Source organism: Kitasatospora sp. NPDC001539 (assembly GCF_040298565.1).
In the GTDB taxonomy this organism is placed as follows: Bacteria; Actinomycetota; Actinomycetes; order Streptomycetales; family Streptomycetaceae; genus Kitasatospora.
This window is the reverse complement of sequence record NZ_JBEPAK010000166.1, coordinates 1-15,747: the sequence shown is the minus strand read 5'-3', so window position 1 is coordinate 15,747 and position 15,747 is coordinate 1. Positions and strand designations below refer to the sequence as shown.

The following is a 15,747-nucleotide window of genomic DNA, read 5'->3' as shown; positions in this document are numbered from 1 at the left end:
ACCGGGCGGCGGCCGACGGGCTCGGCGGCGGACGCGGCGTGCGCGGCGGCGTGCGGGGCGGGCACCGGGGCGGCGGGGGTACGGGCGGGCCCGCGCGGCCCGTACGGGAGCAGCAGGGCGCGGCCGAGCAGGCCGACCGAGTCGTCCAGCGCGGTGGCGAAGGCGCGGGCCGCGGCCGGGAGCCGGCGCAGCTCCCAGAGCGCCTGCACCGCCGACCACGCGCCCTCCCGGGCCGCCTCCACCGACCAGGTGCCGAGCAGGTGGGTGAGCGGCTCGGCGCACTCCAGCAGGTCGTGCCCGGGCATCAGCTGCTCCCGGGCGGCCGCCTCCACCCCGGCCAGCACCCGGTTGATCCGGTGGTAGTCCGCCTCGACGCAGGCTGGCGCGTAGCCCCGACGCCTGCAGACCTCGACCACGGCCAGCGGCAGGTCGTGCTGGATGTGGGCGTTCATCCCGGCCAGCGCGAACTGCAGGGGGTGCACGCCCGGGTGGCTCCGCAGGGCGAACAGCGGCCGCCAGCAGGCGGGCGGCTCCTGCCCCGCCGCCTCGGCGGCCACGGCCCGCAGGTACCGCCCGGCGAACACCACGTCCAGCTCGGCCACCGCTGACGGGTCGGCGAAGTAGCCGCCGGCCGCCAGCCAGTCGCGGACCGCCTCGGTGACGGTGAGGTAGAGCCGGTTGAAGACCGCCACCCCGTCCTCCGGGGGCAGCTGGGCCGCGATGGCCCGCAGCCGCCCCAGGACGCCCTCGACCGTGCCCGGTGTACGGACCCGCGCCGGACGCGACGTCGCCGCGCCGGTCGTCGGTGTTCCGGCCACCGACGTCGGGCCGGCCACCGAGGTCGGGCCGGCCACCGCCGTCCCGGCCGTCGCCGCGCCGGTCGTCGCCGCACGGGTCGTCGCTGTGCCGTCCATGCGCCACTCTCCGGGGCCGATCGTCCATTGATCGCATCATCGTGGCAGCGTGGATGGTGTCCGGTGGGCGCGCACACGCGTCCGTCGAGCCGGCGTCACACGATCAGTCGGACCTGCCAGGCCCGGGTGCGGCATTGACCGTGACTTTGCTGTGACTTTACCCGCTCCCCACCTCCTGCCATGATCGCGACCGTGATCAACCGTCGAACCCTGATAGCCGCGTTCGCCGCGGCCCCGGCCATCAGCACCATCGGCGCCGCACTGGCCGGCACCCCGGCGAACGCCGCCGACCTCTACTCCTCCAACACCGCCCTCTACGCCGATCCGTCCGTGGTCGAGGGCGTGGACTACGGCCGCCGCTACCGCCGCCACCTGGTCGACGACCAGAGCCTGCAGAGCACCTCGCGGCCCGTCCGGACCACCGTCATCGCCCCGCACGGCGGGGGCATCGAGGTCGGCACCTCCGAGCTGTGCCTGGCCATCGCCGGCTACCACCCGGCCGACCTCGCCCCGACCCCGGCGGCCGGACCGGCCCACGACTTCTGGATGTTCGAGGGGCTGCGCTCCTCCAACAACGGCGCCCTGCACGTCACCTCGACCCACTGCGACGACGGCATGGCCCGCGCGATGTGCGCCGGCAGCCTGAACGTGGTGGCGCTGCACGGCTGCACCGCGAGCCAGGCCGGTCTGGAGACCGGTGCCCAGGCCGTCCTGGTCGGCGGCCTGAACGCCACCCTCCGCAAGTACCTCATGGAGGAGTTCGCCGCGGCCGGCGTCCGGGCCGTGACCGCCTCCGGGGAGGAGGAGATCGCGGGCATCGCGCCGGACAACATCTGCAACCGCAGCATGCTCGGGATGGGTGCCCAACTGGAGATGACCACCGAGCTGCGCACCGCGATGTTCGCCCCGGGCAAGAACACCCGCGCCGACCGCGCGACCAACACCCTGCCGCTGTTCTGGAGCTTCACGAACGCGGTCCGCACCGCGATCCAGCGGCTGGAGGCGACCCAGCCCGTCCAGTGAGGACGTGCCCGCCGGCTGCGCGAACGGGCCGCAGCCGGCGTCAGCCCAGCTCGTACGCCAGCACGTAGGTGTGGGCGCCGGACCCGTCGACGGACAGACTGAAGCTCCCGGTGATCCCGGCCAGCTCGCCCGTCCCGGTGCCCGGCACCACGCGTATCGTCACCCCGGTGGTGTCCCAGGCCGCGTGCTGGAGCACGAACGAACCCTTGCGCCCGTCCAGTTCACCCGTCACGTGCTCCACCGCGACGTACGCGGCCGGTCCACCCGAGGGGCCGGCCACGGACAGCATCCGCACCTCGCTGCGCCCGCTCAGCCCGCCCGTGAAGGTCTTGGCGATGCTGACCCGCCCGAAGGCGGCGCCCTCGCGCTCCTCCGCCTCCCCCGGTTCGAAAGCGGTCAGCTCGAACGACCCGCTCGCCTCGGCACCCACGGCCTGCTCCCCTCGTCGGTCGTCTCCCGACCGGCGGCCGCCGACCGAGCGGTCGAGCGCGCCCCGGACCGGGTGGCCGGTACGCCTTGACCGTGCGTGAAGCCTTGCACACACCACTGACAACCGGCCCCGCGCCCCGACGCCCGCTCACCGGCCACCGCTCACCGGCCACGGCTCATCGGCCACCGGCGCCCGACCGGCTCTCCGGAACCCTCAGTGGTCCCAGCGCAGCGCCAGCAGCGCGGCGTCGTCGGCCAGCCCGGCGTCGCCGACCCAGCCCCGGACGTCCGCCAGCACCGCGTCCAGCAGGTCCGCCGGGTTGCCCCCGTGCAGACCGGGCAGCCGCTGCGCCAACGGGTAGAACCGGCCCTCGGCGTCCCGGGCCTCCGCGACTCCGTCGGTGTGGAGCAGCAGCAGGTCGCCCGGGCTCGGCTCGAAGGCGCTCGCCCGGTAGTCCTCCCCGGTCAGCTCGCGCAGGCCCAGCGGCGGAGCCGGGCGGGGTGGCGCCAGCTCGCTCACCGCGCCGGCCCGGCGCAGCAGCGGGGGAGGGTGCCCGCAGTTCACCACCCGCACCGGCCCCCGGTCGGGCGCCACGTCCAGCAGCAGTGCGGTGGCGAACCGCCCGTCGCCCGGGCGCGCGGTGAGCGCCGCGTCCAGCCGCTGCGCGAGCAGCGCCGGGTCCGGTTCGGTGCGCGCCGCCTCCCGGAACACCCCCAGCACGTCCGCGGCCGTCTCCACCGCCGGGAGCCCGTGCCCCTGCACGTCCCCCAGCAGCACCCGCACCCCGAAGCGCGTCTCCACCACGGCGTACAGGTCCCCGCCGATCCGGGCCTCGGCCGCCGCCGCGACGTACCGCACCGCCAGGCGCAGCCCGCCGATCCGCTCGGCGGGCGGGCGCAGCAGGGCCCGCTGCGCCGCCTCGGCCACCGTCCGGACCTGGAACAGCTCCCGCTCGCGGGCCGCCACCAGCACCACGCTGGCGGCGCTGGCCAGGGTCGAGGCCAGAACGGTGACCGGCACGCTGATCCGGACGGAGGAGGGCAACTGGGCGTTGGCCGACTCCAGCAGGCAGACCGCCAGCAGCGCCGCCGCGCCGACCAGCAGCGGAACCCTCGCCTTCCGGGTGGTCGCGCCGGCGAGGACAGGCGCCACCGCGAGCAGCGGCGCCAGGGTCGTCCCGGGGCCGAGCGCCAGCGCGGTCACCACGGCGGCGACCAGCAGCACGAGGGCGCCGTACAGCAGGAGCCGGGTCCGCCGAGGCAGGTGCAGGGGTGGCAGCCCGTCCGGGCCGTCGGCGGTCACACGTTCTCCTTCACGGGTCTTCGGGTCCGCAGGTCCGCGGGTCCGCGGGCCGGCGAGGCCGCGGGCGCAGGGGCCCGGGGCCTCCGAACCACTTTCCCCGTCCCGCCCCGAGTCAGCACCTCGGGCAGGGAGCGGCCCCCGCCCGAGCCGGCCGCGGCCCCGGGCGCAGCCCGCGCTCCAGCCCGCCTGCGGCCCCGCCGCCGGCCCGCCCCCGCCCCGCCTCCGGCCCCCGCCCCGGCCCGGCCGCGGCGCCCACTAGGCTGGGCCGGAAGATGAGACGCAAGAGCCGCCGCCCGACCTCCCCCCTCCCGCAACGCCACGGCGTGGACCCGGTCCACCTGCGGCTTCCGCTGGAGGGCGGCTGGCCGACCGTGCGCGACCACCTCGTCGAGCGGCTGCCCGCCGTGGGCGCGCCCCGGATCGACGCGGCCCTGCGCGGCGGCGAGATCTTCGGCGAGGACGGCCCGATCGCCGCCGACGAACCGTTCCGCCCGGGCGCGCACCTCTGGTTCTACCGGGACCTCCCGGAGGAGGTGCCGGTCCCCTTCGATCTGGTGGTGCTGCACCGCGACGAGCACCTGGTCGTGGTCGACAAGCCGCACTTCCTGGCCACCACCCCGCGCGGCCGGCACGTCGCCGAGACGGCGCTGTCCCGGCTGCGGCACGCGCTTCGCCTGCCCGCGCTCAGCCCCGCGCACCGGCTGGACCGGCTCACCGCGGGGCTGGCGATGTTCGTGGTGCGGCCCGAGGACCGCGGGGCCTACCAGACGCTGTTCCGCGACCGCCGGGTGCACAAGGAGTACCAGGCGGTCGCCCCGTACGACCCGGCGTTGAGCCTGCCGTGCACCGTCCGCAGCCACATCGTCAAGGAGCGCGGGGTGATCGCCGCGCGCGAGACCGACGCGCCGCCGAACAGCGAGAGCCGGATCGAGCTGCTGGAACACCGGGACGGCCTGGGCCGCTACCGGCTGCGGCCGCTCAGCGGGCGCACCCACCAGCTGCGGCTGCACATGAGCGGTCTGGGACTGCCGATCCTCGGGGATCCGGTCTACCCGGTGGTGCTGCCCGAGCCGGCCCCGGACGACTTCCGCCGCCCACTGCAACTGCTCGCCTCCGTCATCGCGTTCACCGACCCGCTGACCGGCCGGGAGCGTCACTTCGAGAGCCGCCGGACCCTCGCCGCCTGGTCCGACCCCCGGGGCTGGGAGAGCGGCGGCGAACGGGCCCCGGCGGACCGGTCGTAGGACCGCCCGTCGTCCTACGGCGAACGGCCGATCCGGTCCCGGTTCCGGCGGCCGATCCGCCGTCGGGGCGGCGGCGGGATGGTTGTCCCATGAACGCAGCAGAGCAGACCGCGAACGCCGTGCGGCGCACCGCGACCGCCGCAGTGGACACCGCCCCCGTCGCCCTGATCACCGGCGCCTCCCGAGGCCTCGGCCTGGCCCTCGCGCACGCCCTCGCCGCCGAGGGCTGGCAGCTGGTCATCACGGCCCGGGGCTCCTCCGAACTCGCCGCCGCCGAGGAGGCGTTGGCCGCCGTCACCAAGGTGGTCGCGCTGCCCGGCTCGGTCGTCGACGACGATCACCGGGCCCGCCTGGCCGAGGCCGCCGAATCGCTCGGCGGGGCGAGCCTCCTGGTCAACAACGCCGGCACGCTCAACGGCGCCGCGGCGCCGGACGCCGAGCCGCTGCCCCGGCTGGCCGACTACCCGCTGCCGGACCTCCTGGAGACCTTCGAGGTCAACGCTCTCGCCCCGATCGCCCTCACCCAGCTCGTCCTGCCCCAACTGCGCGCCCGCGCCGGCGCCGTCCTCAACATCAGCTCCGACGCGGCCGTGGAGGCCTATCCCGGCTGGGGCGGCTACGGTGCCAGCAAGGCCGCGCTCGACCACGCCACCGCCGTACTCGCCCGGGAGGAGCCGGAGTTGAAGGTCTGGGCGGTCGACCCGGGCAGCATGCGCACCCGGATGCTGCAGCAGGCCGACCCGGGCGAGGACATCTCCGGCGAGCCGCTGCCCGAGGACGTCGCGCCCGTCCTGCTCGGACTGCTGCGCGAGGACGCGCCGTCCGGCCGCCACCGCGTCGAGGACCTCGCGGCCGACCGGGGTGGGCGATGACGGCCCTGACCGACCTCGGCCCGGAGCTCACCGTCCCGCCCGAACTCTCCGCGCGCGAGCCGGCCGAGGCCCGCGGCGGGGCCCGCGACGGGGTGCGGATGCTGGTCGGCCGGAAGACCTCCGGCACCGTCGAGCACCGCCGCTTCACCGAGCTGCCCGAGGTGCTGCGCCCCGGCGACCTGCTGGTGGTCAACAACTCGGCGACCCTGCCGGCCGCCCTGCCGGGTCGACTGCCCGACGGCACGCCGGTCGCCCTGCACCTCTCCTCCGCCCAGCCGGACCGACGCGGCACCCACCTGGTGGAGCTGCGCAGGGCGGTGCCGGGTCGGGCGGCGGCCTACTACCCGCCGGAGGAGTCCCCGGCCCGTCCCGGTCTGCGGATCGGGCTGCCGGACGGCGCCACCGCCGAGCTGACCGGATCGTTCACCGCCCGCCTCTGGTACGCCGAACTCTCCCTGCCGGTCCCGCTGTTACGCTACCTGGAGCGGCACGGCCGGGCGATCCGGTACGGCTACACCGACCGCGACTGGCCGATCGAGGCGTACCAGACGGTCTTCGCGAGCGTCCCGGGCAGCAGCGAGATGCCCAGCGCCGCGCGGCCGTTCAGCCCCGAGGTGGTGGCCCGGCTGGCCGGCCGGGGCGTGCTGGTCGCGCCGGTCACCCTGCACACCGGCGTGGCCTCGCCGGAGGTGCACGAGGCCCCGTACGCCGAGCGCTTCCTCGTCCCGGCGGCCACCGCCCGGCTGGCCCGACACGTCCGGGACGGCGGCGGCCGGGTGATCGCCGTCGGCACCACCGTGGTCCGCGCCCTGGAGTCGGCCGCAGGGCCGGACGGAACGCTCCAGGAGGCGGACGGCTGGACGGAGTTGGTGATCACCCCGAAGCGCGGGGTGCGCGCCGTGGACGGCCTGCTCACCGGTTGGCACGAGCCGCGGGCCTCGCACCTGCTGATGCTGGCCGCCGTCGCGGGCCGCCCGCTGCTGGCGGACTGCTACCGCGCCGCGGTCCGGAACCGCTACCTCTGGCACGAGTTCGGGGACGTCAACCTGCTGCTGCCGGACTGAGCGGCCCCGGCCGGCCGCGGTCGCGCCGAGCGTTCAGGCCAGCAGGGTCCGTGCCACGTGGTGGGTGTCCAGGTACTCGCGGACGGCGGTGATCAGCCCGTCCTCGACGGTGAACACCCCGAGGCAGTGGTTCTCGTAGGTGGTGCCGTTGGCGGCCTTGCCGACGGTGGTCCACTCGGCCACCGCCTGCGGGCCGTCGGCCAGGACGTTAATCAGGGTGATGACCGGCAGGCCGTCGGCGGCGAACAGGGTGCCGACCTGGCCGAGGAAGTCGCCGAAGATCTCCTGCTTGCCCCGCCAGGTGCGGGACAGCGCGAGGCTGCCCGGGTAGGTCCAGGTGGCGTCCTCGGCGAACAGGGCGATCGCGGCGTCGCGTTCACCCGCGGCGATCAGGTTGACGTAGTCGGTGACGACGGTGCGGGCGTCGGGCTGCTGCATGGTGGGCTCCTTCGGTGCCTCCGGTCGGGGCTCTCCCGCCGTGGCACCAGCAAAGCCCTGCGGCCGCCGGGGCGGCCAACAACCTCCGGCACGGGCCGACAACCTCCGGTTGTCCACGCAGGCCCCGCGCACCGGCGGGCCCCCGCGCGCTGGTGGGCCCCGCAGCTCCGGGCCCACCAGACTGCGGGCCCACCCGGCTGCGGGTTCACGGACCTGCGGCCCGGAGGTCAGGCGGTCGGGAAGCCCGGCGGCAGCTCCAGCTCGAACCAGACCACCTTGCCGTCCCGGGTCCGGCGGCTGCCCCAGCGGTGCGCCAGCTCGTTGACCAGGTGGATGCCGCGCCCGCCCTCGTCCTCGGCCTCGGCGCGGCGGATCCGGGGCGTCCCGCTCTCCCGGTCGGCGACCTCCACGGTGAGCACGCGGTTGCAGTAGAGCCTCAGTTGGGTGGGCGAGCCGGCGTGCACCAGGGCGTTGGTGATCAGCTCGCTGGTGAGCAGCTCGGCCCAGTCGACGAGTGCGGCCAGGCCCCAGGCCGTCAGCGTCTCGCGGGTGAAGCGGCGCGAGTGGGCCACCATCGCGCGGTCGCCGCTGAGCGGCAGGGTCGCGATCCGGTCCGCGCCGGGCGGGCGGACCTGCGCCATGATCAGGGCGATGTCGTCCTCGGGGGTGCGGCCGGTGAGCCTGGTCAGAACGGCGTCGCAGGTCTGCTCCAGGGTGGGGCGCCGGTCCGCCACGGTGCGGCGCAGCAGGTCGAGGCCCTCGTCGAGGTCGCGGCCCCGGCGTTCGACCAGTCCGTCGGTGTAGAGCGTCAGGATGGCCTCCTCGGGGAGGGCGAACTCGACGCTCTCGAACGGCACTCCACCCACCCCGAGCGGTGCGCCGGGCGGCAGGTCGAGCAGCTGGGCGTTGCCCTCGGTGTCGGCGACCACGGGGGGCAGGTGGCCGGCGCAGGCGGCGGTGCAGCTGCGGTCGAGCGGGTCGTAGACCACGCACACGCAGGTCGCGAACTGCCCGTCGCCGAGTGCCGTGGTCGCCTCGTCCAGCCGGTACAGCACCCGCGCCGGTTCCAGGTCCAGGGTGACCAGGGTCCTGGCGACGGTGCGCAGTTGCCCCATGGTGGCGGCGGCGCGGATGCCGTGGCCCATCACGTCGCCGACGATCAGCGCGACCCGCCCGGCGGTGAGCGGCACCACGTCGAACCAGTCGCCGCCGACCTCGCTGACCACGCTGCTGGGCAGGTAGCGGTAGGCCAGTTCGAGGCCGATCGTGCGGTGGATCTCCTGCGGGAGCAGACTGCGTTGCAGGGTGAGCGCGGTGTCCCGCTCACGGCGGTAGAGCCGGCCGTTGTCGATCGCCAGCGCGGTGCGGGCGACCAGCTCCTCGGCCAGCGAGCGGTCCGCCGGGCCGAACGGCACCGGGTTGCGGGTGCGGACGAACTCCGCCCCGCCCAGCACCAGTCCGCGCGCCACCAGTGGCACCATCAGGTACGAGTGCACCCCGGCGTCCAGCCCCGGCTGCACCCGGTCGGGCGAGGCGACGATCCGGCGCAGCTCGTCCTCCGTCACGTCGGACACCAGGATGGAGCGCCGGGTGCGCAGGCTCTGCGCGTACACCTCGGCGGACTGCGAGGTCTCGCCGACCTGGTCGGCGGCCGCCGTCATGCTGCCGTCGTCGGCCGTCTCGCCGACCGCCACGGCCCGCATCAGCACCGAACCGTCCCGCGGCACCGGCCCCGGCTCCTCGCCGCTGAGCACCGCGTCGCGCAGGTCGACGGTGACGAAGTCGGCGAAGCGCGGTATCACCACCTCCACCAACTCCCGGGCGGTGCGGTGCAGATCGAGCGTGGTGCCGATCCGGTTGCTGGCCTCGTTCAGCAGGCCCAGCCGTTGCTGGGCGGCCCAGGCCTCGTCCAGCGCCCGCTGCCGGGCCGCGGCCGCGTCGCGCTCCCGGGTGAACAGCAGCGCGTTGTCGATCGACACCGCCGCCCGCACCGCCAGCTCCCCGGCCAGCGCGAGGTCCTCGTCCTGGTACGGGCGCTCCACCAGGGTGCGGTAGAAGCCCGCGACGCCGACCGCACTGCCGCGCGCGATCAGCGGCACGACCATGATGGAGCGCACGTTCTGCTCCCGCACGGCGGCGGTGCGCACCGGGTCGTCGGCGAACCAGGCCATGCCCTCCTCGTCCATCCGCGGCACCAGCACCGGCTTGCGGTGCGTGAGGCTCCACGCGTACGGCGAACCGGGCAGGAAGCGGTGCACCCCGCCGAGCCGGTCGATGGGCGCGAGGGTGGAGCCCTGGACGGAGTGGAAGGCGATCCGGCGCAGCAGCGCCGAACCGTCCGGTGCGGCGCGGGGCTCCCGCTCGCCCCGGACCAACTCCTCCAACACCTCCACCACCACGGTGTCGGCCAGCCGGGGTGTCGCCACTTCGGCCAACTCCTGAGCGGTCCGGTCGATTTCGAGGGTGGTGCCGATCCGGGTGGAGGCCACGTTGACCAGCGCGAGCCGCTCCTGCGCGGCCTTCGCCTCGCGCAGCGCCTGCTGGCGGGCCAGGACCGTCTGGTGCTGGCGCAGGTACAGCCGGGCGTTGTCGATCGCGACGGCGGCGCGCGAGGCCAGCTCGTCCCCGAGCGTGATGTCGGCCTCGGCGAAGGACTCCCGCTCGCCGCGCCGCGAGTACACCACCATGCCGAGCGTCGTGCCCCGGGCCACCAGCGGGGTGATCCGCACCGAGCGCGGCCGGTCGCCCAGGAACGCCTGGCGGCGGCTCTCGGTGAGGCCCTCGCTCAGCGGAGCCAGCTCCCAGGACGGCACCACGGCCGTGCGCCCGGTGGTCAGCGCCCGGGCGTAGGGGGAGTCGGGCGGCAGCTCGTACACCGTGTCCACCGGCAGGGCCTCGGACGGGTACAGCGGGTCGGCGGTGGCCATCGCCAGGCGGCGCACCAGCTGGGGTGCGTGCGGGTCGAGCGGCTCGACGTTGCGGCCGGCCACCAGCGCCTCCAGGGCGAACACCCCGCTGATGTCGGCGACCCTGGGCACCATCGCGTCGGCCAGCTCCCGGGCCGTCTGCCGCAGGTCCAGGGTGGTGCCGATCGAGGCGGTCGCGTCGACCAGCAGGGAGAGCCGCTCCTGAGCCCGGGCCGCCCGGGCGTCGGCCCGGTAGCGCTCCGTGATGTCGATGACGGTCGCGCTCACTCCGAGCACCCGCCCGGACCGGTCCACCAGCCGGAAGTAGGAGGCGGACCAGGCATGGTCGTGGCCGCGGTTCCCCGGGATGCGGCCGTGCGAACGGAAGTCCACCACCGGCTCGCCGTGGGCCAGCACCTGGCGCATCACCGCTTCGGCCTCGGTGCCGTTGATCCCGGGCAGCACCTCGGTCAGCCGGTGACCGAGGTGCTCCTCGGGCGACAGCCCGTTGGCCCTGGCCAGCGCCTCGTTCAGCCGGACGAAGCGCAGTTCCGGGTCGAAGACCGCCATCCCGACGGGGGACTGGGTGAAGAACCCGTCCAGCACCGCCAGATCCGCCTGGATCCGGTGCAGGGTGGTCACCTCGGAGGCCACGGCCAGTACCAGGGGCGCCCCGCCGGGCCCGCGGATCGGATGGGTCCGGAACTCGAGGTTCACCAGGTGCCCGTCCCGGTGCCGCACCGGGAACACCCCGGCCCAGCCGCGGCCCGCGAGGATCTGCCGGAACAGCTCCAGCACCTCGGGCCGCTCCTCGTCCGAGGTCAGCAGCTGCGCCGCCTTCCGGCCGACCGCCTCGTCCGCACGGTAACCGAGCAGTGCCTCGGCGTCGCTGCTCCAGTGCAGGATCCGCCCGTCGGCCTCGATCAGCGCCGTGGCGATCGGCACCATCAGCAGGGCGTCCTGCTGCGGCTCCCCCTGACGCTGCCCTTCGTCGTTCACCATGGCCAGAGATCCGCCCGGAGATCGTTCCCACCAGCCCTGCCATCGTCGCACGCGGCCCCCGGGCCCCGCTCCTCGTGGCGGCGGCGGCCGGTGCTGTCGCGCGTCCGGCGGTGCGGACGACGCACGGCCGTCGGGCGCTCAGCGGCGGCTGGGGCCCTCGGGGCCAGGCCGGCGGCAGTGTCGGGCTGCCGCCGGCTCAAGGGGGCCGCGATGCCCGGCTTTGGGGGAGGAGCCGCGGGCCTCGGCGAGCCCGCCGTCGACCGGCTCGCCGAACCCGCCGCGCGCACCTGGCCACCTGCGGGCTCGCCGGGCCCCACCGGGACCGCGGGCTCTGCGGAGGGCGCCCGGCCCAGGGGACCGTCGGCGAGTCGGCTCCGGACAGCGCCGACGCGGAAGCCGCCCTGCGGCGAGGGACCAAGGCGGACCCCGCCGTCCGCCCCACCGGACGGCGGGACCGGCTGTGCCAGGCAGGGCGCCCCCAAAGGTCACCGAAGGTCAGCGGCGTCGCCGGGCGTCACCGCCTGGCTGTGTGGTCCAGGGCCGGGGCGGCGGGCTCCTGCCCAGCGCGGGCCGGCGTCACCTCGCGGGTGCCGGATTCCGCTCGGCGGGCCGCGAGGGCCAGCGCTGCGCCGAGAAGGCACAGGGCGGCGGCGACCAGGACGGCGCGGTCGGTGCCCGTGGCCAGGGCGCGCGCGGCCGCCTCGGAGCCCGGGCCGGCCGCCCGGGCGGAGCCGGCGACGCCGATCGTGACGGCCACGCCCAGGGCCGAACCGAGGTAGCGGGCGGTGCTGTTGGCACCCGAGCCCATGGCCGCGCGACGGGCCGGGACGCTGCTGACCGCCAGGCGGGCGAGGGCGGCGTTGAGGACGCCGCTGCCGATCCCCGCCACCGCCAGGCCCGGCGCCAGCCGGAGCCAGGAGGAGCCGGGAGTAAGCCCGTACAGTCCGGCTTCACCCAGGCCGCAGACCAGCAGGCCGAGGGCGACCAGGGTGGTGGCCGACAGGTGCGTCGCCAGTCGGCGGGCATGGAGGGCGGAGAGCACCGACAGGCCCGACCACAGCGCCAGGACGCCCGCCGCCGCCGGCCCGGACAGGCCGAGCACGCCCTGCAGCAGGGTGGGCAGGTAGCTCATGAAGCCGACCAGCGAGAGCCCCGTGAACAGGGCCCCGCCCGTCGCGGCGACGAAGCCGGGGCTGCGGAACAGCGCGAGGTCGAGCATCGGCTCGCGGCCCCTCGCCTCGACCGCGGCGAAGGCCGCGAGCAGCAGCACCCCGCCCGCGAGCAGTGCCACCACCACCGGCCGGCCCCAGCCGCTGCGGCCCTCGGCCAGTCCGGCGATCAGCAGGGACGTCCCGGCGGCCAGGGTCAGCACGCCGTACGGGTCGAGCGCGTGCGGCCGGTCGGCCTTCGACTCGGTGAGGTACCCGGCGGCGCAGACGGCCACGGCGGCGGAGACCAGCGCGAGTCCGCCGCCGACGGCGCGCCAGCCGGCCCACTGCTGGACGAGCGCGCCGTAGAGCGGTCCCACCGCGATGCCGAGGCCGACGGCCGCGCCCCAGATCCCGAGGGCGCGGACCCTGGCAGGGCCCGGCGGGTGGGCGTGGCTGATCAGGCCGAGGGCGGGGGCCAGGACGGCGGCGGAGGCGATGCCGAGCAGCACCCTGGCGGCCAGGTAGACGGCGCCGCCGGGGGCGAGCGCGGCCAGGGCTTCGGCGGCGGCGAACAGTGCCGTACCGAGGGTGAAGACCCGCTTGCGACCGTGGTCGTCGGCGGCGCTGCCGGCGGTGAGCAGCAGCGCCGAGACGCCGACCAGCGTGCCGGTGAGGATCCAGGTACGACCGGAAGCCCCCAGGTGGGCGGCCTGCGCGGTGGCGGCGAGCGAGGCGGTGGGGGCGGTGTAGGCGACGGTGACCAGTGCGGTCGCCGTCGCCGTGACGGCCAGGGTGGCCCCGGGCCGGACGGGAGCTGCGGCGGGGGCGGGTGCGGCGGAGTCGCCGATCGGTGCGGGGGGCATGGGTGTTCCCTCCGGTGTGCGGACCCGTGGGTAGGGGCGCTTCAGTCTGGTGAATGAACCATGACTTTCTCTGGCACGCTATCACTTGAAGTCTGTTCATTGAACCCAACGGGGGAGTGGACTAGGCTGGCCCGCATGGCGCTGGGAACGGACTACGAATCGCAGGACTGCGCACTGGCCCGCGCGCTCGAGGTGGTCGGCGAGCGCTGGAGCCTGCTGATCGTGCGCGACGCCTTCTACGGCGTGCAGCGGTTCAACGATTTCCTCCTCCACCTGGGCATCCCCCGCGCCGTCCTCACCGCCCGCCTGAACGCCCTGGTCGCCGCCGGGGTGCTGCGCAAGGAGCCGTACCAGCAGGCGCCGTTGCGCCACGGCTACCTGCTCACCGAGGTGGGCCTCGAACTCTGGGGCCCGCTCTACCAGTTGAGCCGCTGGGGCGGCCGACACGCCACGGAGGGCGGCCCGCACCACCTGTTCGCCCACACGCCCTGCGGCACCGACCTGGACCTCCTCGGCGCGTGCCCGCAGTGCGGTGGCGGGCCCGTCCCGCCGGCCGAGGTCACGATGCGACCCAACCCCGTCCGCATTGCCGGCCGCCGCGACGACCCGGTCTCCCTCGCCCTGGCCCGCCCGCACCCGCTGCTCGAACCGATCGCCTCGGCGGCGGCCGCCTGAGGCTTCGCTCAGCCCGCCGTCGCGAAGTCCTGCTGCAGCCTGCGCAGCAGTGCCGTCCCCGCCGGGTCCACCGACCGGCAGCTGTTGGCCAGTATCGCCACCCCCACCTGCTTGTCCGGATCGAACGCGACGAAGGAAGCGAACCCGCCCGTACCTCCGTTGTGCCACAGCTGGAGGTGGCCGCCCTGCTGGGCGTGCAGCCGGTGCCCCAGCCAGCCGAGGTGTGCCCAGGCGAACGCGTTGACCCGGTGCCGAGTGGCGCGGGTGGTGGTGATCGCGGGCGCCAGCGGACCGTCCGGCTCGCGTTCGGCGGACAGCTGGGCCCGCAGGAGTATCGAGAGATCGGCGGCCGTGGACAGGAGTCCGCCCATGCCCGGTATCGCCGCCAGGTCCCAGTACGGCACCGGCTGCCCGCTCGCCGAGTGCCCGACCGCCAGGCGCTCGGACTGCTTCGCGGCCGGCCGCAGGCAGGTGTCCACCAGGCCGAGCGGTCCGCCGACCTCGCGCGCCACCAGCTCCCCGTACTCGGCGCCGGCCCGCCGGGCCAGGGCCAGCCCGAGCAGCCCGACACCGAGGTTGGAGTACCGGAAGCCGCGGCCGGGCACGGCTCGCAGGCGCGTCCTGGCGAGCCCCGCCAACACCGCCTCGGCGGTGCAACCCGCATAGGGATCGGGCTTGTTGGGCCTGAGGAGCGCCCGTACCGCCATGCCCCTCGGCAGCCGGGGCAGCCCCGAGGTGTGGGTGGCGAGGTGCCGCAGGGTGATCGGCACGCCGCCCCGTGCCGGGACCACTGCGCCCTCGCCGAGTACGTCCGCGAGCGGCTCGTCGAGTCGCACCGTGTCGTCGAGTATCAGCCGCGCGAGCAGGAGCGAGGTGAACACCTTGGTGACGGAACCGATTTCGAACAGGGTGCGCGGCCCGGGCGCACCTCCGCCCGGGCCGGTCCGCCCGACGCCGTGGAACTCCACGGCGCCGTCGGCCAGCCCGGCGACCACGGCGCCGACGGTCTGGCCCGCGAGCCGGTCTGCGGTCTGGTGTACGAGGCTGGCGAGATCTTCCATGGCTGTGAGCCTAGGCCCCCTCGACCTGCGAACTCGTCCACCCCGAAGCGGATTTCACGCCCCTTCCGCTGCTTCCGGGGGTGTACGCGGCGCTACTCTCCGCGTCGTACCGCACCCGCAGCGTGATGCTCTCGCCGGTGGCTACGCCGCGGCGAGCGCCGCCCGCAGCCGGGCCGCTACCTCCGCCGCCCCGGCCTCGTCCGGATACTTCCCCCGCGGCCAGAAGAACCCGCGCAGCCCGTCCTTCGGATTGCGCGGCACCACGTGGACGTGCAGGTGGGGCACCGACTGGCTGATCCGGTTGTTCGCCGCCACGAAGCTGCCCGCCGCGCCCATGCCCCGCTCGACGGCAGCCGCCACCCGCTGCACCCGCAGGAAGAAGGGGCCGACCTCGGCGGGCGGCAGGTCCGCCAAGGTCCGGTGGTGGGCGCGCGGCACCACCAGCACGTGGCCGGGGAAGAGCGGGCGCCGGTCCAGGAAGGCCACCGCCGCCTCGTCGTCGAGCACCAGGTGCGCCGGCTCCTCGCCCGCCACCACCGCACAGAACACGCAGTCCATCCGTCCATTCAAACGAGCGCCGGCGGCCCCGGCACCCCCGCGGCCCCCCGCAGGCCGGACGTCACCCGTCCGGCCGCCGAGCAGCTGCGCCCGCCCCCGGGCTCCCGCCGCAGCCGGCCCGCCCGGCCCTGCTCGCACCGGTGCGCCCGGCCCCCGCCGCCGGGCGCCCCCCCCGCCCCGCCGCGGGGCGGGGGGGGGCCCGGCGGGTGGCCGGGGAGCACCCGGTGGCCCGGCGGCGGGGGGC

General features: G+C 75.7%; 13 protein-coding genes. 5 read left to right on the top strand and 8 right to left on the bottom strand.

What is annotated here, in order from left to right; translation table 11 throughout:
- On the bottom strand, positions 1-914 hold a 914-nt coding region (locus tag ABT247_RS23275; protein WP_350745178.1), incomplete at its 3' end, for a DUF5995 family protein.
- Between the two features lie 180 nt (positions 915-1,094).
- On the opposite strand from ABT247_RS23275, the gene ABT247_RS23270 reads away from it, so the two are divergent.
- Complete coding sequence (locus ABT247_RS23270; protein ID WP_502892486.1) at positions 1,095-1,937, top strand: poly-gamma-glutamate hydrolase family protein; 843 nt, start codon at positions 1,095-1,097, stop codon at positions 1,935-1,937.
- Positions 1,938-1,977: 40 nt separating this feature from the next.
- Here the strand turns inward: ABT247_RS23270 and ABT247_RS23265 are convergent, their stop codons facing one another.
- On the bottom strand, positions 1,978-2,367 hold the full coding sequence (locus ABT247_RS23265) for a DUF3224 domain-containing protein (RefSeq protein ID WP_350745172.1): 390 nt from the start codon (positions 2,365-2,367) through the stop codon (positions 1,978-1,980).
- Positions 2,368-2,580: 213 nt separating this feature from the next.
- Complete coding sequence (locus ABT247_RS23260) at positions 2,581-3,669, bottom strand: PP2C family protein-serine/threonine phosphatase (RefSeq protein WP_350745169.1); 1,089 nt, start codon at positions 3,667-3,669, stop codon at positions 2,581-2,583.
- Between the two features lie 272 nt (positions 3,670-3,941).
- On the opposite strand from ABT247_RS23260, the gene ABT247_RS23255 reads away from it, so the two are divergent.
- The 3 genes from ABT247_RS23255 (at position 3,942) to ABT247_RS23245 (ending at position 6,849) form a co-directional block, all read left to right on the top strand.
- Entirely contained in the window at positions 3,942-4,913 is a 972-nt protein-coding gene (locus ABT247_RS23255; protein WP_350745166.1) for a pseudouridine synthase, read from the top strand.
- A gap of 89 nt (positions 4,914-5,002) precedes the next feature.
- The gene (locus tag ABT247_RS23250; RefSeq protein ID WP_350745163.1) at positions 5,003-5,785 is read left to right on the top strand and encodes an SDR family oxidoreductase; all 783 of its coding nucleotides are present in this window, start codon (positions 5,003-5,005) and stop codon (positions 5,783-5,785) included.
- The gene (locus ABT247_RS23245) at positions 5,782-6,849 is read left to right on the top strand and encodes an S-adenosylmethionine:tRNA ribosyltransferase-isomerase (RefSeq protein ID WP_350745160.1); all 1,068 of its coding nucleotides are present in this window, start codon (positions 5,782-5,784) and stop codon (positions 6,847-6,849) included. Before ABT247_RS23250 ends, ABT247_RS23245 begins: the two co-directional genes overlap by 4 nt.
- A gap of 33 nt (positions 6,850-6,882) precedes the next feature.
- On the opposite strand, the gene ABT247_RS23240 is transcribed toward ABT247_RS23245, so the two are convergent.
- The 3 genes from ABT247_RS23240 to ABT247_RS23230 all read right to left on the bottom strand — a co-directional run bounded on the left by ABT247_RS23240 (position 6,883) and on the right by ABT247_RS23230 (position 13,209).
- Positions 6,883-7,287, bottom strand: coding sequence for a nuclear transport factor 2 family protein (locus ABT247_RS23240; RefSeq protein ID WP_350745158.1), 405 nt, complete (start codon positions 7,285-7,287; stop codon positions 6,883-6,885).
- Between the two features lie 227 nt (positions 7,288-7,514).
- A complete protein-coding gene (locus ABT247_RS23235; RefSeq protein ID WP_350745155.1) occupies positions 7,515-11,195 on the bottom strand; it encodes a SpoIIE family protein phosphatase in 3,681 nt (1,226 codons plus the stop codon).
- A gap of 514 nt (positions 11,196-11,709) precedes the next feature.
- Positions 11,710-13,209 carry an MFS transporter gene (locus tag ABT247_RS23230; protein ID WP_350745152.1) on the bottom strand — a complete coding sequence of 500 codons (1,500 nt, stop codon included), beginning with the start codon at positions 13,207-13,209 and terminating at the stop codon, positions 11,710-11,712.
- A 135-nt stretch (positions 13,210-13,344) separates the two neighbouring features.
- Here ABT247_RS23230 and ABT247_RS23225 point away from each other — a divergent pair, with 135 nt between their 5' ends.
- Positions 13,345-13,884, top strand: coding sequence for a winged helix-turn-helix transcriptional regulator (locus ABT247_RS23225; RefSeq protein WP_350745150.1), 540 nt, complete (start codon positions 13,345-13,347; stop codon positions 13,882-13,884).
- An 8-nt stretch (positions 13,885-13,892) separates the two neighbouring features.
- Here ABT247_RS23225 and ABT247_RS23220 read toward each other — a convergent pair whose 3' ends face one another.
- Positions 13,893-14,945: a serine hydrolase domain-containing protein gene (locus ABT247_RS23220; RefSeq protein WP_350745147.1), complete on the bottom strand. Its 1,053-nt coding sequence runs from the start codon at positions 14,943-14,945 to the stop codon at positions 13,893-13,895.
- A 141-nt stretch (positions 14,946-15,086) separates the two neighbouring features.
- Positions 15,087-15,503: an HIT family protein gene (locus ABT247_RS23215; RefSeq protein WP_350745144.1), complete on the bottom strand. Its 417-nt coding sequence runs from the start codon at positions 15,501-15,503 to the stop codon at positions 15,087-15,089.
- Positions 15,504-15,747 lie beyond the last annotated feature (244 nt).